Genomic DNA, 22,335 nt, shown 5'->3' with positions numbered 1-22,335 from the left:
AGAGAATGGGCTTTTAAGGAGTGTGCTGGAGAGTATACCTGTTTTTGAAGATATTTATGGTTGTTTTTAGATTTAGTATTTTTGATAAGATTTGTTTGCTATGCTTATCTTAAATATTTACATTAAATTAAGGTTTTGTTGAAATATTCTAAAACTCTTAATTTATTATGAAAAGTTGCTGTCTATATTGCGTCAGTTTAGTTTTAAGGTAGCGGTTGTACAGTTTTTGTTCAGTTAAATAAAATGCTGTAAATTATTGATATTATAATTTTATCACCGAAATTTTGTTAAATAATTAAACATGACAGGAAGATCCTTTCTAATATTTATAATTTTTATAGTAACATTTTTTGTAGGCTGTAATCCTTCATTACCAGAAGATGTAGAAAAAGCGTACGGTTATCTGCCTGAAAAAGTAGATTACAACATACATGTTAAACCTATCCTTTCTGATAAATGTTTCATTTGTCACGGACCAGATAAAGCAAAGGTATCTGCTGGATTACAATTGCATAGTCCTGAAACTGCGTTTCTGGAACTGCCAGAATCTCCAGGTAAATTTGCCATAGACCCGGGTAGTCTTAAAAAATCAGAAGTCTTCTATAGAATTTTATCAGAGGATCCTAAAATGGTAATGCCAACCCCCGAGTCTTATTTGTCTTTGTCCGCAGAAGAAAAAGCCATATTGATCAAGTGGATAGAGCAAGGAGCAGAATATAAGGATCATTGGGCTTTTATTCCTCCGCAGCGATCAGATGTTCCGGTAGTTGATAAAAAGTATGAACCAGCGAACCCTATTGATAATTTTGTTTTGAAAAGGTTGAACGAGCAGAAGCTGGAACCTGCGGGAAGTGCCAGTAAAGAATTATTGTTGAGAAGAGTTTCGTTTGATCTCACAGGATTTCCGCCGACAAAAGAAGAGGTACTCGATTTCTTAGGTGATGATTCTCCAGAGGCATATGAAAAACAGGTAGATCGCCTTCTCAAATCACCTCACTATGGTGAAAAAATGGCAGTAGATTGGTTAGATTTGGCTAGGTATGCAGATACTCACGGGTATTTTGTAGATCGTTATAGAGATATGAGCCCGTGGAGAGATTGGGTTATAAAATCCTTTAATAATAATATGTCGTATGACCAGTTTGTGACTTGGCAACTGGCAGGTGATCTATTAGAAAATCCCACGAAAGAACAAATATTGGCAACAGGGTTTAATCGCCTACATCCTCAGAATTTAGAAGGTGGTATTATAGATGAAGAATATCGTGTAGAATATGTTTCGGATCGTACGAATGTAGTAGGGCAGGGACTCATGGGGATGACGATGGCTTGTGCCAAATGTCATGATCATAAATATGACCCTATTTCACAGAAAAATTATTTTGAATTGTATGGTTTTTTTAATCAGGTAAATGAATCTGGTCAAATCCCGTGGGATTGGTCTACGCCGGTTCCTACTTTGTTGCTTCCTACAGAGGAAGAAGAGAAAATGGCTTCATATATAGAAGGTTTAATAGCAGAGCAAACCAAGGAAATTGAGGAAATTAAGGTTGAAGAATCAAAGAAAGCCACATCCTGGATTGCTGAGTCAGGATATGTGAAAGATTCTTTTGATGATCAAAAACACTTGTTAGCATATTATGATTTTGAAAATAATTCCTTGACCAATAGGCTTAACAGAAGGGAAAAAGGAGTTATGAAAACTCAGTTCTCGAATGGTCATAAAGCGATGTTTGAGAAAGGTTTTAAAGGTAAAGGGCTTCAGTTTGAAGGTGATGCCTGGCTTGATTTGGGAAAAGTAGGTATATTTCAACGGAGTGAGGCTTTTTCTATAGCATTGCGATTGTATGTGCCTAAAGATTTAAAGGAGGGCGTAATTTTTCATAAAGCTCAGGGAACAAGACTTCATAGTTATAGAGGGTATCACGTAAAAATTAATCCTGATAATACTTTTGAGTTTCTTTTGGCTCACGTATGGCCCGATAATGCTATTGTAGAAAACACTTTGAATAAAGTTCCCAGAGATCAATGGATACATCTCACTATGACATACGACGGATCTAGTAAAGCAGCAGGACTGAGGCTGTATTTGAATGGAGAGGAAATGAAGTCTGAAGTTACCATAGATAACCTGTATAAAGATATCATCTTTCATAATTATGAAGATTATATATATGCAAATCCGATAGAGCCTGGATTGCAGTTAGGAGGAAGGTGGAGAGGGAAAGGTCTTACAAATGGAACGATAGATGATCTTATGGTTTTTGACAAAGACCTGACAGCTCTGGAGATTCTTAAATTGACGGATGAAAAGTTATTAGAGCCTGTTATTGCAAAAAAGCCCGACCAGTTAACAGAAGACGAGCGCACTCAGTTACTGGAGTATTTTTTGAGTACAAAATCAAAACCATTTAAGAGCGCTTTGTCATCACTAGAAAAAGTTAGAACCAGATATGCAGATAGTGTAGATAATATACAAGAAATAATGGTGATGAAGGATACACCAAACCTTCGTAAGACGTATGTCTTAGAACGTGGGCAGTATGATGCACATGGAGACGAGGTTTTTTCAGATACTCCAGAAAGTCTACCACCGATGTCTGAGGATTTACCAAAAAACAGACTCGGGTTGGCTAAATGGCTAATGAATCCAAAACATCCTTTAACTGCCAGAGTAGCTGTGAATAGATATTGGCAAAACTTTTTTGGTACAGGAATAGTTAAGACATCAGAGGATTTCGGAAATCAGGGCTCAATGCCCACACATCCCGAATTATTGGATTGGTTAGCGATTCAGTTTATTGAATCAGGCTGGGATCTTAAACAGCTCAATAAATTGATCGTTATGTCAAAGACATACCAGCAAAACTCCAATGTGTCTGATGAATTACGAGAACTTGATCCTGAGAATAAATTCTTGGCAAGAGGGTCTGTTAAAAGGCTTTCCGGAGAGATGTTGAGAGACAATGCATTGGTAGCAAGTGGGCTAATTAATAAGAAAATAGGTGGGCAAAGTGTAAAACCTTATCAGCCAGATGGGCTATGGGAGATGACACGCGCAACATATAAAAAAGATGTAGGAGATGATTTGTATAGGAGAAGTCTGTATACAATATGGAAGCGAACAGCGCCTAATCCTACTATAGCTACATTTGATGCTGCTAATAGGGATATCTGTACTACCAGAAGGCAAGAGACAAATACACCTTTACAAGCGTTGGTATTGCTTAATGATCCGACATATCTGGAAGCAGCAAAAGTTATCGGAAAAAATATGACGAAATTTCTGAATACCGAAGCAGGGATCAAAGATGCGTATATGCGATTAACAGGGAAAGCGATATCAAAAGAAGAATTAGAAGTGCTTATGGCATTGCAAAAAGAAGAACTTGATAAATTTCAGGAAAATATAAATAAAACTAAAGGTTGGTTGAGTTCAGGAGATTTTCGATTTGATGAACATGACAATTCTCCATTAATTGCGGCTAATGCTATAGTAGCTAGTACGATTATGAACTCAGATGCAACAATAACTAAAAGATAATATTTATGTGTGATCATCATGATAAATTAAGATCAAATAACAAAGATCTCCAAAAGGTTGAGAAAATGTTTGATCGTAGAGAATTTTTAACAAAAACATCTTTGGGAATTGGAGCATTAGCACTAGGTTCTTTATTAAATATGGATAAAGCCTGGGGGAATGTCAAAAATAATGTGCAGCCAGATTTAGAAATGTTTAGTCGTAATAATTTGGGATTGCCTCATCATATGCCTAAGGCAAAACGCGCTATTTATCTTTTCCAGAGTGGAGGGCCGTCTCAATTAGAATTGTTTGACTATAAGCCAAAATTAAAAGATTTATTTGGTAAAGAATTACCCGAATCCGTTAGAAAGGGACAACGGTTGACAGGGATGAGTGCTGATCAGAGTACATTGCCTATAGCAGCGTCTATTATAGATTTTAAGCAATATGGAGAGTCTAGAGCCTGGGTGAGTAATGCGATGCCATACCTTTCTGAAGTAGTAGATGATATATGCTTTATTAAGTCCATGCAAACAGATGCAATTAATCACGATCCTGCTATTACCTTTTTTCAGACAGGTAGTCAGCAACCTGGAAGACCATCGATAGGTTCCTGGCTGAGTTATGGTTTGGGTTCTGATAATGAGAATTTACCTACATTTATCACCTTGATATCTAAAAATGGAGCGGGGCAACCCCTATATTCTCGACTATGGGGGAATGGTTTTTTACCAACAGAACATCAGGGAGTTCAATTTCGTAGTGGAAAAGATCCGGTATTATATCTTACGGATCCTGAGAACTATGATGGGCATGATCGACGTAGAATGTTAGATTATTTAGGAAAGCTAAACAATGTTCAGAATAATTTTTATGGAGACCCAGAAATAAATGCTCGAATGTCTCAATATGAAATGGCTTTTCGTATGCAAACGTCAATCCCGGAAGTAACAGATATGAGCGATGAACCAGATTACATATTTGATATGTATGGTAAAGATAGTCGCGACCCAGGCACCTATGCTGCAAATTGTTTGTTAGGACGTAAATTACTGGAAAAAGGGGTGAAATTTGTTCAATTGTACCATCAGGGATGGGATCAGCATATTGGTTGTCCAGGTGGTGTGCTAGGTAATGCAAAGAAAACAGATCAGGCAAGTGCAGCTTTGATTAAAGACCTTAAACAACGTGGAATGTTTGAAGATACATTGGTTATTTGGGGTGGTGAGTTTGGAAGAACTGTATATTCTCAAGGAACACTAACAGCTACAGATTATGGGCGAGATCATCATCCTAAGGCATTTACCATGTTTATGGCAGGAGCAGGTGTAAAACCTGGAATATCCTACGGAGAGACGGATGACTTTAGTTATAACGTGGTAAAAGACCCTGTGCATACTCATGATTTTCAGGCAACATTAATGCATCTTTTTGGGATAGATCATGAGCGTTTAATTTTTAAGCACCAAGGAAGACGTTTTAGATTGACTGATGTTCATGGCCATGTGGTTAAGGATATTTTAAGTTAAATAACATATCTTTTTTACATAAAGAAACATAAATAATCAATTATACCGATCTCTATGAGCTCAAGAAGAAATTTTATTAAAAAAACATCATTGGTAGGAGCTGGTATTGTGACTTCTCCTTCTTTTGGTTTTCATATCGTTAAAAAAAACAAACCTCAGAAAGAAGAAATTGTCGGTCATGGGGAATATCAATATAGAATCATTAGAGATTGGGCTAAAATCAGCGCTGTAAAAACTCCTATACTTAATTGCCATGAGATGCAGATGGATAGTAAAGGGAGGTTGATTATGATGGGTGATCATACAGATAATAATATTATGATCTTTGATAAGTCTGGTAAATTACTCGATTATTGGGGGACATCGTATCCGGGAGGTCATGGACTTACTATTGCTGATGAAGGAGGTGAGGATTTCTTGTATCTAACAGATTCTGGATGGTTTTTGGATAAAACTGGTAACTGGGTTCATCATAATGGGAGAGTTACCAAAACCACAACTGATGGAAAAGTGATTTTTGACATAGGACATCCGCAAACTATTGGTGTTTATGAACCTGGAGATCATTTTTGTCCCTCAGAAACTGCGATTGGTCCTAATGGAGATATATATGTGGCAGATGGTTATGGGATGGATTTTATTGTCCAATATGATAGTAAAGGTCAATATATAAGGCATTGGGGAGGGAGAGATAATAAAGATCCTAAGTATAGATTAGATAGTGCTCACGGAGTAGCAATTGATTATCGAGATAAAGATAATCCTATGGTAGTGTGTACTTCCAGAAATGAAAAATCTTTTAAATGGTTCACGCTGGATGGTAAATATATAAAGACATTACATTTGCCTAATATGCAGGTGTGTCGACCTGTTTTTGATGACCAAAACTTGTACGCAGGAGTTTGTTGGTCACAGCCTAAAGTAGGACGTACTACCTGGAAAGAACATACTGGTTTCGTTACTATTTTAGAAGGAGATACTGTTGTTTCTAATCCAGGAGGGACACCTCCCGAATATGTGGACGGAAAACTTCAGAAATCGTACCAATTGGCACATAAGCCAATACTACACGGGCATGATGTTTGTATTGATGAGGATAAAAATATCTATATATGTCAATGGAATGCAAATAAGACAGCTCCACTAAAATTAGAAAGAATATAAAATTAAACGCATTTTATAAAAATTGGTCTTTACTGTTTAGTTGGTTAAGCACCTTTTTTTGTAAGATGCTCTACCAGTAATTAGTTTTTAATGAAAGAAGTTTCAGATATTGTATTGTTTTTTGGAAGGTTTCACCCATTATTAGTCCACCTTCCCATAGGTTTTTTGTTTTTTGCCTTTATTTTAGAAATAGTATCCAAAATAAAAAAGAATGAATTGTTAAAAGAAGCTGTGCCTTTAGCATTGCTACTAGGGACTATTAGTGCGGTAATTGCCTGTGTTCTGGGATATATGTTGTCTCTTAGTGGGGATTATCAGGATGATGCCTTAGATGTGCATTTTTGGTTTGGGATCGGAACGACTGTGGTTTCTGCATTGGCATGGGGGTTAAAAACTAAAAAAATCCAAAAGTTAGTAACGCTGCCAGGAAACGTAAACCTGGTTACACTTGTTTGTATTGTTGTTTTACTAAGTGTCACCGGGCATTATGGAGGTAACTTAACTCATGGCGAAGATTATTTGACGGCTTACCTTCCTTTTGGGAAAGAAGAAAAAGAAACACTTCCGGTAATTACATCTATCGAGGAAGTTCAGGTTTTTACGCATATAGTGAATCCAATTTTACAACAGAAATGTACGAGTTGCCATAATTCTGGCAAGAAAAAGGGAGGGTTGTCGTTAGAAGATGAAACTGCAATAAAAAAAGGAGGGAAAAATGGAGCTGTAATTGTCGCAGGAGATGTTTCAAAATCAGAATTGGTACATCGAGTGTTATTGAATCCAAACGATGATAAATTAATGCCTCCTAAAGGTAAAACACCTTTAACTGATGAAGAGATCAAGGTCTTAGAGTATTGGATAGCATCTGGGCAATCAGATTTTAAGATTACGGTAAATGATATTCAAACTCCAGAAGAGATTAAGAGTGTTATAAGGACGATGTTGAATGTAGGAGAAGAAGGTAAAAAGTCGTTAGCAAATGCTCCTATAGTTTCTAAAGATGTCATTGAAGAGTTAATGGCTGATGGGGTGCATATTAGAGAATTGGTTTCTGAGTCTAATTTATTAGATATTGCTATGTTGCCTGGAAAAGAAAATAATGCTGAAAAAACAGCTCAACTACTTAATAAATTATTAAAAATTAAAGACAATATTATTTGGTTATCATTGCCATCTAATGGTGTTACAGATAATAATCTTAAAACAATAGGAGAATTTACGAGCTTAAAGAGGTTGAATGTAGAGAAAAATATGATCACAGATCAAGGTCTAGAGTACCTGATAAAATTGGATCAATTAGAAAGTATAAACCTGTATAATAATACTTTGGTAACCAATAAAAGTGTTGAAGCTCTTTATAAAATAAAGAACCTTAAGAAGGTTTACGTGTGGGGAACATCTATAAGAAAAGAAGATGTTGTCGTGCCAGCGGATAAGGCTCTTAATTTTGTTTTTTAAGATTTTAAGAATGTAGGCGTTTTTACAAAGTTTTGTTATGATATCAGGGTTAATATTGTGACACAAATTCAACCAGATTGTCGTTTCTTTCTAGTTTAAGCTTCTTTCTTAATCGATATCTGGAGGTATGAACACTTTCTATAGAGATTCCCAGTAATGATGCCATGTCTTTACTTGAGAAATTAAGTTTTATAAGGGCACAAATTTTTAGATCTGTTTGAGTCAGAGCAGGGAAATCTTTCTTAATTTTTTTATAAAAATCCTGATTTATATCAATAAATCTTGCTTCAAACTCTTTCCAGTTACTGCCTACTCCGGATTGGATCGATTTTATTACTTTATTGATAGAGGTTAAATTGAGATCCTCTTTATTTTCTGTAAGCGCATTTTTTAAACTAGCGATGAATTCATCTTTTTCAATGAGTTGTAAGGCTGATTTTGCTAGCTCTTTGTTTTTTAATTCAATAGCTTTTTTAGTTTCTTTCAGTTTTATTCGTTGTTTCTGTTTAAGTAAGATTTTTTCTCTTTTGTGTTTTCTTTTTAAATTTTTAAAAACCATATAACCAAATACCAATAAGAAAAACAAGGTTACAAACAATAAGGTAGACCTTAGAAGGGATATTTTTTGTTTGTGTTCTAATTTTAATAGTTTTTGTTCCTTTAAAATTTGCTCTTGTTCATTTTTTTGTATTCGATATTTATCTTTTATTTCGAATAAATATTCGTTGTTTTTACTGTTGATACCAAAGATTTTGTTTTCTAATTCTATGGCTTTTTCAATATGAAAAAAAGCTTCTTTGTACTCTTTAGAATCATAATATATTTTAGATAGCTCTTTGTGATTTATGATCTTATAATTCATGTGGCTATTGTGCGTACTGGATACTTCAAGGGATTTAGAAAAGTGAAACTTACTTTTTTCAATTTCTCCTTTCATTTGGTATACTCTTGCAAATAAATAATGTATAATTACTAAATACGATTCATTATTGTTTTTAAAGTATTCGTAGGACTTTTCAAGAGTTTCTTCTGCTTCCGGAAATTCACCTTCTGCAGCTAATAAGAAGCCTTTTTCAGCTTCCAAATAGTAATTCTGAGTCTCATTGTTTTCAGAGTTATAGAAAATGTAGCAGCTATCAACATATTTTCTTGCTGTTTCAAAATCTCTATTATATCTATAGAAATTGGCAATAGAAAAATAGTCGCTTATTAAATAATCGACACTAATCTTCTTTTCAGAAAATAGTTTTTTGCTAATATTTAGTGCATTATCAAGGTTTTCTAAAGCCTTTTTGTTTCTATTGTAAAAACTATATAGCCAGCCGAGTGACTGATAAACTCTTGATTTAGAAAATTGATCATTGCTTTCTTCAGCTAGATATAGTGCTCTCCAATACCCGTCATAAGATTTATCAAAATCTAGATTATGACCATACAATTCTGATAATTCATTGATGCTGTTTATAAGATTAAAAGTATCTTTTTTGTAAGCAAAATATTCAATGCTTTTTTTGTAGTTATGAGTAGCCTTCTCAAAATTGAGAAACTTATTTTTTCGTGCATCTTCTAAATATTGATTTGTCTGATACGGTGTTTGACCAAATAAAATATTTGCACTAACTAATAATGTTAAAAATTTAGTTATAAGTGATAGCTTCTTCATCATGTAATCCTTATATTATTTTTTATTTTATATCAATTTAATAATTAAAGAAGTTTAATTTTTAACACAATCAACAGCTTGATAAGTAAATAATGATTAATTTGCAAGCTGACGAATTAGTAAGATAATGTGCAAAAAAAAGGGTTATTTCTTAGAAATTAACAAAATTATCAAAAGAATGTTTTTTTTGATTTATTTGCACTGGCTAAAATAGTGTTTTTGTCTAGTTAAGCAAGCTATTAAAAAACAATTGTCTATTTATTGTCTAGTTAGGGTTGGTCAAGAATTTTGAATTTAGTTTTGATATTTGTTACTTAAATTTTTTACAAATTAAACATGAGATTAAGAACTTTTAATATTTTTTTTATACTTTTTACTTCTTTTTTAATAACAGCGCAAGAATACTCACAAATCGGCAAACATGATTTTAATTTTGATTGGAGGTTCCGACTTACAGAGAATTCTTGGGAGGTAAATGATAAAAAAGGGAACACTTGGAGTGATGTCAACTTACCCCATGATTGGAGTGTAGGTTTTTCGTTTAATTCAGAACATGGAGAAGGTGCAACAGGGTATTTACCAGGAGGTATTGGTGTTTATGAGAAAGATTTTTTGCTGAATAAAAATGATCAGACTACCACCTACATTTTATTTGATGGAGTCTATAATAATAGTGAGTTATCTATTAATGATACATTATTAGGTGTTCATCCATATGGGTATTCACCATTTTATTTTGATATTACAAAACATCTGAATTCTAATAATTCTCCAAATAAGCTAAGGGTTAAAGTAGATCGTAGTAGATATGCTGATAGCAGGTGGTATACTGGATCTGGAATTTATAGAAATGTAAAATTGATACATAAGAATAATCTTCATATTCCAGTATGGGGTGTTTTTATTACGACTCCTGATATTTCGGATGTAGAGGCAAGCACACACGTAAAAACTTCGATTAAGAATAATAATACAGATGCACAAGATTTTGATCTTGAGATTCAGATTCTTGACGATGGTAATCAACAAGTGTCTAGTTATAAAAAGAATTATAAACTAGAGGCTAATCAGGAAGTTAGTTTAGAAAATACTGTCAAAATTCAAAAACCTTATTTGTGGAATATTGATAGCCCAAGATTGTATAAAGCAGTAATTAAGTTATCGCAAGATGGTAGTGTAATAGATGAGAATATAGTTAATTTTGGAGTAAGAAAAATAAAGTTTGATACAAATAAAGGTTTTTTTCTTAATGATGTTAACGTTGCTATAAAAGGAGTTTGTCTTCATCACGATGGAGGTCTAGTTGGAGCAGCAGTGCCGAAAGACGTGTGGAGAAGAAGATTGAACAAGCTTAAAGACGGCGGTTGTAATGCAATAAGAATATCACATAATCCAGCTTCACAAGAATTTTTGGATTTGTGTGATGAAATGGGATTCTTGGTGCAAGATGAATTTTTTGATGAATGGGATAATCCAAAAGACAAAAGATTGAATATGAATGAAAAAAGTGTAGATTCAATAACAAGAGGATATACGCAGCACTTTCAGAAATGGGCAGAGAGAGATCTTAAAAATACAATTTTGGCACACCGTAATCATCCTTCTATTTTTCAATGGAGTATCGGGAATGAGATAGAATGGACATACCCTAGAAATGCTGATGCCACTGGTTTTTTTAATAATATGAGTTGGAGCGGTAATTACTTTTGGGAAGAGCCTCCGCATACAATAGAACAAATTAAAGAGAAACTGAAAACCTTGCCGAAAGGAAAATATGATATCGGTGAAACAGCCAAAAAATTAGCAAGATGGACTAGAGAATTAGATACAACAAGGTATGTAATAGCGAATTGTATTTTACCCTCTTCCAGTCATCTTTCTGGCTATGCAGATGCTTTGGATGTGGTAGGATACAGTTATAGAAGAGTGTTGTATGACTATGGGCATGAAAACTTTCCGGAGAAACCTATTATGGGAACAGAAAACTTAGTGCAGTGGCACGAATGGAAAAGTATACAAGAAAGACCTTTTATTTCTGGAACTTTTTTATGGACAGGAATTGATTACATGGGTGAATCTAATGGTCAGTGGCCTAGAAAAGCAACTCCAAGTGGTATGTTGGATGTTGCAGGTTTTGAAAAACCTTCTTTTCATATGATGAAAACATTATGGAATGACGATCCCCACGTTTATATAGCCACTCAAACTATTGATAAATCTATTTATAAAAAGGATCAAAATACAGGAGAACTGGTAGAAAGAAAAAAAGATGCATGGAAAACAGCCTTATGGGTATGGCACGATGTGAATGAACATTGGGATTATAAGGAAAAACAAGATATTGCTGTAGAGGTATACTCTAATTGTGATAAAGTTGAATTATGCCTCAATGGAATGTCGATGGGAATTAAAGAATTAAAAGATTTTGAGGATAGAATTTATAAATGGATCATTCCTTACACAGAAGGAGAATTGAAGGTAGTTGGTCAAAAAAATGGTGAAACTGTTGCAATAGAAACTATAAATACGGCAAGTAAGGCAACAAACATCCAGATATCAACGGATAAAGTAGCATTAAAATCAGATGGCTATGCTACTGCGCATATAGTTGCTCAGCTTGTTGATGAGCACGGAAATCCTGTTAAGACTCAAAATGAAGAAATTACTTTTGAGGTACAAGGAGACGTGAAAATTTTAGGTGTGGATAATGGCTCCGCGAGAAATGTGCAAGATTATCAATCTAATAAGATTGTTACGGATAAGGGTAGATGTTTGTTGGTTCTTCAGTCTGCTAGAAAAAAATCTAAAGTTACGATTAAGGCTATTTCCAAAAATATGTCCAGTGACATAATTCACGTTACAATTGATTAACTTTACCCAAAAATAATATAAAATCAAATGAATTTAAATTTTAGATATTTAAGATACTTAGTCGTTAGTGCTTTTTTAGTGTCTTGTAATGAATCAAATACTCAAACAAAAACAGAAAATACAGATATGAAAACTGAAGAACCTTGCGATGATGCAAAGTTGGATTTGTCTCAGGAAAAATTGGATAGATTTGGAATAACCAATAAAGAATATTTAAGTGCTGCTTCAAAAAGAGCTTTGCAATGGAAGTATGTAGAAAATGATTGGTATAGAGTGTTTGATCAAATGCAACCATTAAAAGGAGATTTGGCATATGAAGAAGGAGTTGTGAGAAGAGATCCATCAGCCATGATCAAGGAAAATGGGAAATATTATGTTTGGTACTCTAAAAGTATAGGAACTACAGATGGTTTTGGAGGTGATGTAGAAAATGATAAAGTATTCCCTTGGGATCGATGTGATATCTGGTATGCCACTTCAGAAGATGGATGGACCTGGAAAGAAGAAGGTATTGCTGTGCCAAGAGGTGAAAAAGGAGCATATGATGACAGATCTGTGTTTACAGTTGAAATTATGAAACATGAGGATATGTATTACCTATGTTACCAGACCATTAAGTCTCCTTATGATGTGCGTACAAAAAATGAAGTAGGTCTAGCCTGGTCTTCATCACCAAACGGACCGTGGACCAAAAGTAAGGAACCTATTCTAAAACCATCAGATAATGGGGTTTGGAAAGGAGAAGAACAAAATCGTTTTGCAGTTGTCAAAAAAGGAGATTTTGATTCTCATAAAGTTCATGATCCTTGTATTATTCCTTTTAACGGAAAATTTTATCTATACTACAAAGGGGAGCAAATGGGTGAAGAAATATTATTTGGAGGACGTCAAATTCGTCATGGAGTTGCTATAGCAGATAATCCCAAAGGTCCGTACGTAAAATCTAAGTACAATCCAGTTTCTAATTCAGGACATGAGATTTGTGTATGGCCTGTTAAAGGAGGTGTCGCTTCTCTAATAACTACAGATGGACCAGAAAGAAATACTGTACAATGGTCACCCGATGGAATTAATTTTGAAATTAAAGCTGCTGTAAAAGGGGCTAATATGCCGCACGCAATTGGATTGAATAGATCGCTAAGTGCATCTGATAGTAATCCAACACAGATTTTTGACTGGGGATTATCTCATGTATATAATAGTTGGAACTATCAAAGTATTATGCGTTTCAGTTCTCATAGAAAAACATCGCACGTTGCAAAAGGTGAAAAAACACGTGAAGAAAAGTAAAGAGAAGAAAATAAATACGATAATTAAGTAATTTAATATACATAATATTGAAAGCAACTAGATACGAAGGTAATAAATCCTTCAGCGTAATCGAAAAGGAAATCGAAGCCCCCTCAGAAGGTGAAGTGCGAATAAAAGTAGCGTATTCTGGTGTATGTGGTACAGATGTACATATTTATCACGGGATGATGGATCAAAGAGTGGATATTCCAGTTACAATTGGTCATGAGATGTCTGGAGTAATTGATGCTATCGGAGCCGGAGTTACAGACTTTGGGGTTGGTGATAAGGTCGTAGTACGTCCTTTGGATGATCGTGGTGTAAAACCTTCAGATAAAGGTTTTAATCACGTTTGCGAAGATCTCAAATTTATAGGTATTGATAGCCCTGGCTCAATGCAGCAGTATTGGAATGTTCCGGCATTTACATTACACAAACTAAAAGAAGAGACAGACCTAAAATTAGCTGCTTTAATCGAGCCCTTGTCAGTAGCAGTTCACGATGTTCGTTTAAGTGGTTTAGTTTCTGGAGAAACGGCAGTAGTGCTGGGAGGAGGGCCAATAGGTTTATTAGTAGCTATGGTTGCAAAAGATGCTGGTGCTAATGTTATTATTTCGGAGGTTAATCCAGTACGAATTTCTAAAGCAAAAGAATTAGGGTTTGACGCTGTTAATCCTACAGAAATTGATTTAGTGCAATATGTGCGTGAGCAAACGGATGGTCGTTTGGCAGATGTAGTTTTTGAAGTAGCAGGTGTGCAACCCGCATTGGATATTATGACTGAAGTGGCTGGGATTCGCGGTCGCATTGTTATGGTAGCTATCCACGGACAACCAAAACCAGTTAATTTATTCAAATTTTTCTGGAAAGAATTAAAATTAATAGGTGCTCGTGTATATGAAAAAGAAGACTACGAAAAAGCAATTGCACTAATTACAGCAAATGAATTACCATTTGAAGATATGATTACAGATGTGCAACCTCTGTCAAACATTCAAGAAGTTTTCGAAAATATCGATAAAAATCCAAATGGATTAAAAGTATTAATGGATTGCCAACAATAAAAAGCTTATAACTTAAGAAATGAGTATTTTAAACCAATTTAATTTAGAAGGAAAAACAGCCTTAGTAACAGGTTGTAAAAGAGGAATAGGAAAAGCCATGGCTGTAGGTCTTGCTGAAGCAGGAGCTAATATTATTGGAGTTTCTGCAAGTCTTGAAAAAGAAGGTAGTGATGTAGAAAAAGAAGTAAAAGCACTGGGAAAAGATTTTAAAGCCTATCAATGTGATTTCTCTGATAGAAAATCTTTATATGAATTCATTAAAGAAGTAAAATCAGATTTTCCGGTAATTGATATCTTAGTAAACAATGCCGGTACGATTTTAAGAGCACCTGCTGCAGAACATTCTGATGAATACTGGGATAAGGTGATAGAAGTGAATCAAAATGCACAGTTTATCCTTACCAGAGAATTAGGAAAAGAGATGATAAATCGAGGGCATGGTAAAGTTATTTTTACAGCCTCTCTCTTAACTTTCCAAGGAGGAATTACAGTACCTGGATATGCAGCTAGTAAAGGAGCTATTGGTCAGCTGACAATGGCTTTTGCTAACGAATGGGCAGGAAAAGGTGTTAATGTAAATGCAATTGCTCCTGGATATATAGCAACAGATAATACTGAGGCATTACGTAATGATCCTAATAGAGCAAATTCAATTCTAGCAAGAATACCAGCCGGTAGATGGGGGAATCCAGAAGATTTTGCTGGTCCCGTAGTATTCTTAGCATCAGAAGCTGCCAGTTATATGAGTGGTACCATCATGGTCGTAGACGGCGGATGGATGGGAAGATAAATTTTTAAAAAACATCAGAAAAAATAATACAATGAGCAATATAAAAGAATACCAATTATTTATTGATGGAGAATGGATCACTTCTGAATCTGGAGAAACTATAGATGTGGTTAGTCCTTCTACAGAAGAAGTTGTTGCTGTTATTCAGAATGGAACCGCAGAAGAAGGTATAAAAGCACTTGAAGCTGCCGAAAAAGCTTTTAAGTCCTGGAAAAAAACGACTCCTCGCCACCGAGCAGAAGTTTTATATAAATTTGCGGATGCCATCTTGGCAAAAAAAGAGTATCTGGCAAAGTTATTAGTAAAAGAACAAGGAAAGTTGCTAAAAGTAGCTACAATGGAAGTAGAAGTTACAGCTACTTTTATTCAATACGCTTGTGAGTGGGCCAGAAGAATTGAAGGAGATATTTTGCCTTCTGATAATGAGGATGAGCAAATTTGGATACAAAAAATTCCAAGAGGAGTTGTGGTTGCTATCACTGCTTGGAATTTCCCACTGGCATTAGCTGGAAGAAAATTAGGACCAGCTTTGGTTGCAGGAAATACTTTAGTGCTTAAGCCAACATCAGAAACACCACTTGCTACCCTGGAACTTGGTAATATTGCCAAAGAAGTAGGGATTCCCGACGGTGTAATTAATATCGTAACAGGACCTGGAAGAGCAATGGGTAATGCATTAGTAGAACACCCTCTTACAAAAATGGTAACAATGACAGGTTCTACACCTGTTGGTCAGCAAATCGCAAGAAATGCTGCACAAAACCTAACCCATGTACAGTTAGAGCTAGGAGGAAAAGCTCCTTTTATAGTATTTGCAGATGCAGATATTGATGCCGCTGTAGATTCCGCCTTACATTCTCGTTTTGATAATTGTGGTCAAGTATGTACCTGTAATGAGCGTATGTATGTACAAGAAGATATTTATGATGCTTTCATGGAGAAGTTTGTTGCTAAAGTAAAAGCACTTAAAGTAGGTGATCCAATGCTGGAAGATACAGATATGGGGCCAAAAGTAAACAAAAGTGAGCTTACTCATATGGAACACTTAGTAGCAGTTAGTGTAAAAGAAGGAGCAACTATAACTACAGGAGGAAAACGACCTGAAGGTGCTGAGTTCGAAAAAGGATATTGGTTTGAACCTACAGTACTTACAGATGTGACTCAAGATATGACTATTGTACACGAAGAGTCTTTTGGGCCGATCTTACCTGTTTTAAAGTTTAAAACGTTTGAGGAGGTTGTAGGATATGCTAATGACTGTGAGTATGGTTTAGCAGCAATGGTATTTACTAAAGATATGAAAACTATTATGAAATGTAATAGCGAATTAGAGTATGGCGAAATCTATGTAAACAGAGGTCATGGAGAACAACATCAGGGATTCCATAATGGATATAAGCTCTCTGGAAGTGGAGGTGAAGATGGAAAATATGGTTTTGAGCAATATTTAGAAAAGAAGACTTTTTATTTAAATTACAAATAATCAGAATATCTGAATATAGATGAATAACGAAATTATAAAGATAGATACCCAACTATATGAGGTGCCTTTACCAGAAGTTTTATCTGATGCTAAACATGGAGATCATTATCATTTTGAGCTGGTTACAGTCACGATAACATTAAAAGATGGTAGCAAGGGTACAGGATATACCTATACTGGAGGAAAAGGAGGAAGAGCCATAAAGGCGATGATTGATCATGATTTTGAAAAAGCATTACTTGGCAAAGATGGTTCGGATATTGAAGGTATCTATGATTTCTTAGAATGGCATATACATTATGTAGGCAGAGGAGGCATTGCTTCCTTTGCCATTTCTACTATTGATATAGCACTATGGGATATCCATTGTAAAAAGCTAGGACAACCACTTTGGAAAGTAGCTGGAGGGGCTGATAATACCTGTAAAGCGTATTGCGGAGGGATTGATTTACAATTTCCATTGCCAAAGCTTTTGGATAACATGAAGACTTACCTTAGTAACGGTTTCAATGCGGTAAAAATAAAAATAGGAAGAGAGAATCTGGATGAAGATATAGAGCGAATCAAAGCTGTAAGAGAATTTATAGGTCCAGATGTAACCTTTATGGTAGATGCTAACTATTCTATGAGTATAGATAAAGCGCTGGATGCAATTGATAGGTTTAAAGAATGTAATATCACTTGGTTTGAAGAACCTATAATTCCCGATAATTATAAAGGATACGGCGAAATTGTTGAAAAGACAGATTTTCCATTGGCAATGGGCGAAAACCTACATACTATTCATGAATTCGAATATGCTTTTGAACAATCTAAACTATCATTCATTCAGCCTGATGCTTCCAATTGTGGAGGAGTAACGGGATGGTTACGTGTAGCAGCATTGGCAAAAAAACATAACATACCTGTTTGTTCTCACGGGATGCAGGAACTGCATGTAAGTTTAGTGTCCTCTCAGGAAAATGCAGGATGGCTGGAAGTACACAGCTTTCCGATTGATGAATACACACAAAGACCGCTGGTTGTAGAAAATCACAGAGCAGTTGCTCCCGATACTCCAGGTGTAGGAGTATTCTTTAACTGGGAAAAACTAGCTCCCTTTAAACAAAAATAAAATACATCTCACTTAACTTTAACTATCATCTTAATACATTGAAAATATGAAAATTGAAAAAAAGAATTTTGGGGCTATCGATAACCAGGAAGTATCACAATATATATTATCGAATAAAAATGGAATGATAGTTAAAGTTTCTGATTATGGGGCTACCATAACCTCGATTCTTACGCCAGACTCAAAAGGAAACCTACACGAAATTACTTGCGGTTTTGATAATGTTGATGGTTATTTTTCTAAAGATTACAAGGATAATGCACCCTATTTTGGAGGTACAGTAGGAAGATGCGCATCCAGGATTAAAGATGGTAAGTTCAGTTTAGAAGGAAAAGAATATACTCTGGCACAAAATGATAGAGGTAATCATCTGCATGGAGGGCTACTGGGTTTTGATAGAAGAATGTGGGAAGCTGGAGAGGTTACAGAAGGAGCAGATCAAGTTACATTGGTAATGACCATCCATAGTGCTGATATGGAAGAAGGATATCCAGGAAATGTTTTAGTGAAAACCGATTTTACTCTTACCAATGAAAACGAGTTGATAATTTCTTACTATGCCGAAACAGATAAGGCTACGCCAATTTCGTTAACAAATCATTCCTATTTTAATCTAACAGGTTTTGAAGAAACGGTACATAATCATAAAGTAACCATACATTCTGAAGGTTTCTTGAAAACAGATGAAAAAGGAATTCCTGATAATCTGGATGTGGTTGACTTAACCGGAAGACCTGAAGATTTTAGACAAGGTAAATTATTTAGTGAAGCTTTGGACCACATGGAGACAGGTTTTGATAATTATTTTGTTTTCGAAAAAGATTTTAAATTGAAAAAAGTAGCTTCTTTTGAGCACGCAGGTAGTGGTCGTGCCATGGATGTGTCAACTACTGAACCAGGAATGTTATTTTATTCCGGATATTTTACCTCAGACCTTTTAAAAAGAGAAAATGGGGATCAATACGGAAGGTATAAAGCATTCTGTTGTGAAACACATAGATATCCAAATAGTGCAAATTTGGGAGAGGCTCCTAAAGGAATTACCTATCCTGATGCACCTTATACAAGCAAAACTATATTTAAATTTTACAATGTATAAATAAGATTGTAAAACCGAGTGTACACTAAATTATCTAAATAAAACTAAAATTATGATTGTAGGAATTATATTGGCCATTTTAGCGGGTCTTATGCTTGGGCTTTATGCCTTACCTGAAAAATATACAAAAGGGTATGAATTTGAGAATACCTGGGGAATGATGTTTTTTATCAATATGCTTATTATTCCTATAACAGCTGGTTTTTTGCTGGTTGAAGGTTTTCAGGAAATAATTGCTAATATTCCTTTTAAGATTTTAGGCCTGATGGCATTTACCAGCATTCTTTGGGGTATCGGTGCTATGATGTGGGGTAAAGCTATTAATTATATTGGTTTATCTCTTGGTTTTTCTATATTTATAGGAACTGTCATCCTTGTTGGATCATTACTGCCTTTTTTGGTAGATGGCTTGCCACCTATGAATGTTTTTTATATAATATTAATAGGTATTCTTATTGTGCTACTTGGCGTGTTTTTTAATGGAAAAGCAGGAGTTTTACGACAAGAAAATGATAAAAAAGATGATAGCCAGGAAGTGACTTCAAAATCTTCTTCAATGACTATTGGAATCATAATAGCTGTAGTAGGAGGATTGCTGGCTACAGGATTTAGCTATGCAAATGCTTTTGGGAGACCCTACTTGCATGAAGCTTGTCAAAAAGCTGGTAATCCAGAATGGATCACGGCTGTAATGGTTATGATTGTTATTTATGTTTCTGGAGCGCTCTTTGTAGTTCCTTACTTTATCTATCAATTGAGTGTTAAAAAACTTTGGAATAAATTTAGTTCTGTTCACACAGGTAAAAATGTGATGTATACTTTTGTGATGGCATTATTAAATTTTGCGGCATCCGGTACTTTTGCTTTTGCAGCCTATAAGCTGGGGTCATCAGGTAATACGGTAGGGTATGCTATTTTTAATACTTCCTGTGTTGCAGTAGCTATAATTACAGGAGTGTTAACTGGAGAATGGAATACTGCAGGCTCAAAATCTAAGAAATTTCTCTATTTAGGGTTAAGCGCCATGATTCTTGGTGTGATTGTGATTGCCTTCGGGAATGCGGTGTAGTGACTAATTATTGTTAAAGAATTATCTTTCTGGATTACCCATTCAGTTCTCTGAGTAGTATTTTTCGATCGTATTAATTTAGCAATCATTAGCTCTATCTAAATGATTGTTAAATTAATATGATGCGTAATTCCTTATAAGGTTTAAATGGGTAATTCTGTTATTTTTGGTTGTATGGCGATAGAAAAACTTGTTTGTTTATTGATTCATTTCAGAGTGAAGATCGATTATTTTTCAGCTTTTGTAATCCTCAGTTTTTGATATTCGTTTAATTTTATTGCTATTATATATGTCATAATCTATAATTGCCTGTGTAAATACGATTTTCATCAATTGTAGTATTATATTGGGAATCATTTGATGATCTTTCTGTGCTATCAATGATTCTTTACTTTTTTTTCGTGGTCTTTGTAAAGCCTTCTATAGAGACTAAAGATTCCAAGTTATTTAAGTTACTTATTCTCTACTTTAAGGAAACGAATCCTTTTATTGATGTAGGATCGATGATATTTCTACTATAAGTCCAATTACACTTTCTTCAACCCGGTTCATAAATGTTGTTTTGTAGGCATGACAGGTAATGTTTTTTCCATTCTATCATAAAGGTTCAATGACCTTGTTAGCAACTATTCTATCGGCTTCTACAATAACTCCCCAAATTAGACTACAGTATCGGTAATGATATTACGTTTGTGACCATTGATTTTTTTATTGCCGTCAACCTCTTTTGGTTCACTTGTAAAAAATCAGGCTTTATGGATTGACTATCAATAGATAATAAGCTAGGTGTTGGTTCTTTTTCTTGTCGACTTCACTCCATTTTATTGATCCCTGTATTTAATTCTTCTTGCGTTCTATCTTTTTGCCATTTGTGAAAATAGTAATATACACTACTTCATTTTGGAAAAATATCTGGGACATTATGCATTGAGTACCTGTATTATGTTACTATAAAATGGCATCTACAATAGCTCGTAATTTATAATGACTTCGTGTTTTCTTAGGTAAAAATAATTGCATATATTCCTATTGTTGGTTAGTTTATTTGTCATATTGAGATTGTGTGAATAATGTTGTTTTATCAGTAGTAAAGTTTTGGTATTCAAGTTTTTATTAAAAAAAACACACGAAAATTTAGTTTAAACATGCTCTAAGGTAAATTTGTAGTCACAGATAAGAGGCTCATTTTTCTGAAATTTGGCTGTGTTTCTGATGATATTCATTTTTTGATTCTATGTGTGTCTATGAATGCTTAAAGAAAATAAATAATATTATAGTAGAGAATATTGGAGTAATACGATTTGTGATTAAAAAATTCGTATAAATTCATTGAATTATTTTTTCTTTATGCAAGGCAAAAAAATCAAGCATAGCTATAGCTACGGTTTATTTTTTAAACGAAGTAGAAAGGAAAAAGAAACGATGAATATGCGAAATTTTTAGTTGTAAATCGTATAAAAGGGATTTTTATAATTTACGTTGAATATAAACAGATGTCAGAATTATAAGTTTTGTTTTCGATTGCTTCTTATATGAAAACAATGGCTATAAGGACAGAAAAGTAATAAAATAGTTCTTGATAACCATTGAGGTTTAAAAAGTTATTAAGTTGTTTTAATTCAGCTTAAACTATTTTGATTTTTGACTATGCTACCCTGATTTTTTGTCGAAACAAATAATAACTATCTTCTATTTAGAATGACTCTTAAAATTAGCCTGATATTAAGATATTTTAAATTGGTGTTTTATAGTATTGAAAAATTAACAGTAAAGATCTCTAAAAAAACTGAGAATGTTCATGTAATTAGTAATGATTCCTTCTATGAATGCTATAAATTAGGATAAAACCTACTATCTTAAATGAAATCACGACCTAAACTAAATCAATTTTTTTTAGTTCAAATGTGAAATAAAAAGAAATTATTTTTCAGGTAATTTTATTTTAGAATATGGTATTGTATTCTGTATCAGGTAAATTCTAGAACAGTCGAAGATTTGCTAGAAAAACCGCCTCTTTTTACTATAGGTTACCTCTAAAATTAATTTATTTTTAATCAAATAGTTATAGTATTTTACTGACTAAACACAGGTGAGATGAATAGTTACAAACGCACAGGAACAACTTCTTTATTTTCAGAAAGTTATCGATTAGAAAAGCTTAGTAAACAAGGAGATCCTTTAGAACGACTCACTAAAGTAGTAGAATGGGAATATT

At 34.4% G+C, this 22,335-nt stretch carries 13 protein-coding genes; 12 read left to right on the top strand and 1 reads right to left on the bottom strand.

What is annotated here, in order from left to right:
- Window positions 1–301: 301 nt before the first annotated feature.
- From F0000_RS06885 to F0000_RS06870, 4 genes are all read left to right on the top strand, one after another.
- Complete coding sequence (locus F0000_RS06885) at window positions 302–3,544, top strand: DUF1553 domain-containing protein (protein ID WP_149623979.1); 3,243 nt, start codon at window positions 302–304, stop codon at window positions 3,542–3,544.
- Between the two features lie 5 nt (window positions 3,545–3,549).
- The gene (locus F0000_RS06880; RefSeq protein WP_149623978.1) at window positions 3,550–5,055 is read left to right on the top strand and encodes a DUF1501 domain-containing protein; all 1,506 of its coding nucleotides are present in this window, start codon (window positions 3,550–3,552) and stop codon (window positions 5,053–5,055) included.
- A gap of 54 nt (window positions 5,056–5,109) precedes the next feature.
- On the top strand, window positions 5,110–6,219 hold the full coding sequence (locus F0000_RS06875; RefSeq protein WP_149623977.1) for a 6-bladed beta-propeller: 1,110 nt from the start codon (window positions 5,110–5,112) through the stop codon (window positions 6,217–6,219).
- Window positions 6,220–6,309: 90 nt separating this feature from the next.
- The gene (locus F0000_RS06870; protein WP_149623976.1) at window positions 6,310–7,677 is read left to right on the top strand and encodes a DUF2231 domain-containing protein; all 1,368 of its coding nucleotides are present in this window, start codon (window positions 6,310–6,312) and stop codon (window positions 7,675–7,677) included.
- A 49-nt stretch (window positions 7,678–7,726) separates the two neighbouring features.
- Here F0000_RS06870 and F0000_RS06865 read toward each other — a convergent pair whose 3' ends face one another.
- Window positions 7,727–9,340, bottom strand: coding sequence for a hypothetical protein (locus F0000_RS06865; RefSeq protein WP_149623975.1), 1,614 nt, complete (start codon window positions 9,338–9,340; stop codon window positions 7,727–7,729).
- Between the two features lie 336 nt (window positions 9,341–9,676).
- Here F0000_RS06865 and F0000_RS06860 point away from each other — a divergent pair, with 336 nt between their 5' ends.
- From F0000_RS06860 to F0000_RS06825, 8 genes are all read left to right on the top strand, one after another.
- The gene (locus F0000_RS06860; RefSeq protein WP_149623974.1) at window positions 9,677–12,211 is read left to right on the top strand and encodes a glycoside hydrolase family 2 TIM barrel-domain containing protein; all 2,535 of its coding nucleotides are present in this window, start codon (window positions 9,677–9,679) and stop codon (window positions 12,209–12,211) included.
- A 126-nt stretch (window positions 12,212–12,337) separates the two neighbouring features.
- Entirely contained in the window at window positions 12,338–13,501 is a 1,164-nt protein-coding gene (locus F0000_RS06855) for a glycosyl hydrolase (protein WP_223148882.1), read from the top strand.
- Between the two features lie 47 nt (window positions 13,502–13,548).
- On the top strand, window positions 13,549–14,565 hold the full coding sequence (locus tag F0000_RS06850; protein WP_149623972.1) for a zinc-binding dehydrogenase: 1,017 nt from the start codon (window positions 13,549–13,551) through the stop codon (window positions 14,563–14,565).
- A 25-nt stretch (window positions 14,566–14,590) separates the two neighbouring features.
- Window positions 14,591–15,355 carry an SDR family oxidoreductase gene (locus F0000_RS06845; RefSeq protein WP_188112042.1) on the top strand — a complete coding sequence of 255 codons (765 nt, stop codon included), beginning with the start codon at window positions 14,591–14,593 and terminating at the stop codon, window positions 15,353–15,355.
- Between the two features lie 31 nt (window positions 15,356–15,386).
- Window positions 15,387–16,838, top strand: a complete 1,452-nt coding sequence (gene aldA, locus F0000_RS06840) for an aldehyde dehydrogenase (RefSeq protein WP_149623970.1) — start codon at window positions 15,387–15,389, stop codon at window positions 16,836–16,838.
- Window positions 16,839–16,857: 19 nt separating this feature from the next.
- Window positions 16,858–17,952, top strand: coding sequence for a mandelate racemase/muconate lactonizing enzyme family protein (locus tag F0000_RS06835; RefSeq protein ID WP_149623969.1), 1,095 nt, complete (start codon window positions 16,858–16,860; stop codon window positions 17,950–17,952).
- A gap of 46 nt (window positions 17,953–17,998) precedes the next feature.
- Window positions 17,999–19,051: an aldose epimerase family protein gene (locus F0000_RS06830; RefSeq protein WP_149623968.1), complete on the top strand. Its 1,053-nt coding sequence runs from the start codon at window positions 17,999–18,001 to the stop codon at window positions 19,049–19,051.
- 52 nt (window positions 19,052–19,103) lie between these two features.
- Window positions 19,104–20,120 (top strand): L-rhamnose/proton symporter RhaT, encoded by a 1,017-nt coding sequence (locus F0000_RS06825; RefSeq protein ID WP_149623967.1) that lies wholly within the window; start codon window positions 19,104–19,106, stop codon window positions 20,118–20,120.
- Window positions 20,121–22,335 lie beyond the last annotated feature (2,215 nt).

This window comes from Aquimarina sp. RZ0 (assembly GCF_008370685.1).
GTDB lineage: Bacteria > Bacteroidota > Bacteroidia > Flavobacteriales > Flavobacteriaceae > Aquimarina.
Note: the sequence above shows the minus strand (reverse complement) of the source record. Positions and strands in the feature narration are given on the sequence as shown.

Coding starts and splice junctions, on each gene's coding strand:
- F0000_RS06885 (WP_149623979.1), top strand. CDS start 302: ATGACAGGAAGATCCTTTCTAATATTTATAATTTTTATAGTAACATTT.
- F0000_RS06880 (WP_149623978.1), top strand. CDS start 3,550: ATGTGTGATCATCATGATAAATTAAGATCAAATAACAAAGATCTCCAA.
- F0000_RS06875 (WP_149623977.1), top strand. CDS start 5,110: ATGAGCTCAAGAAGAAATTTTATTAAAAAAACATCATTGGTAGGAGCT.
- F0000_RS06870 (WP_149623976.1), top strand. CDS start 6,310: ATGAAAGAAGTTTCAGATATTGTATTGTTTTTTGGAAGGTTTCACCCA.
- F0000_RS06865 (WP_149623975.1), bottom strand. CDS start 9,340: ATGAAGAAGCTATCACTTATAACTAAATTTTTAACATTATTAGTTAGT.
- F0000_RS06860 (WP_149623974.1), top strand. CDS start 9,677: ATGAGATTAAGAACTTTTAATATTTTTTTTATACTTTTTACTTCTTTT.
- F0000_RS06855 (WP_223148882.1), top strand. CDS start 12,338: ATGAAAACTGAAGAACCTTGCGATGATGCAAAGTTGGATTTGTCTCAG.
- aldA (WP_149623970.1), top strand. CDS start 15,387: ATGAGCAATATAAAAGAATACCAATTATTTATTGATGGAGAATGGATC.
- F0000_RS06835 (WP_149623969.1), top strand. CDS start 16,858: ATGAATAACGAAATTATAAAGATAGATACCCAACTATATGAGGTGCCT.
- F0000_RS06830 (WP_149623968.1), top strand. CDS start 17,999: ATGAAAATTGAAAAAAAGAATTTTGGGGCTATCGATAACCAGGAAGTA.
- F0000_RS06825 (WP_149623967.1), top strand. CDS start 19,104: ATGATTGTAGGAATTATATTGGCCATTTTAGCGGGTCTTATGCTTGGG.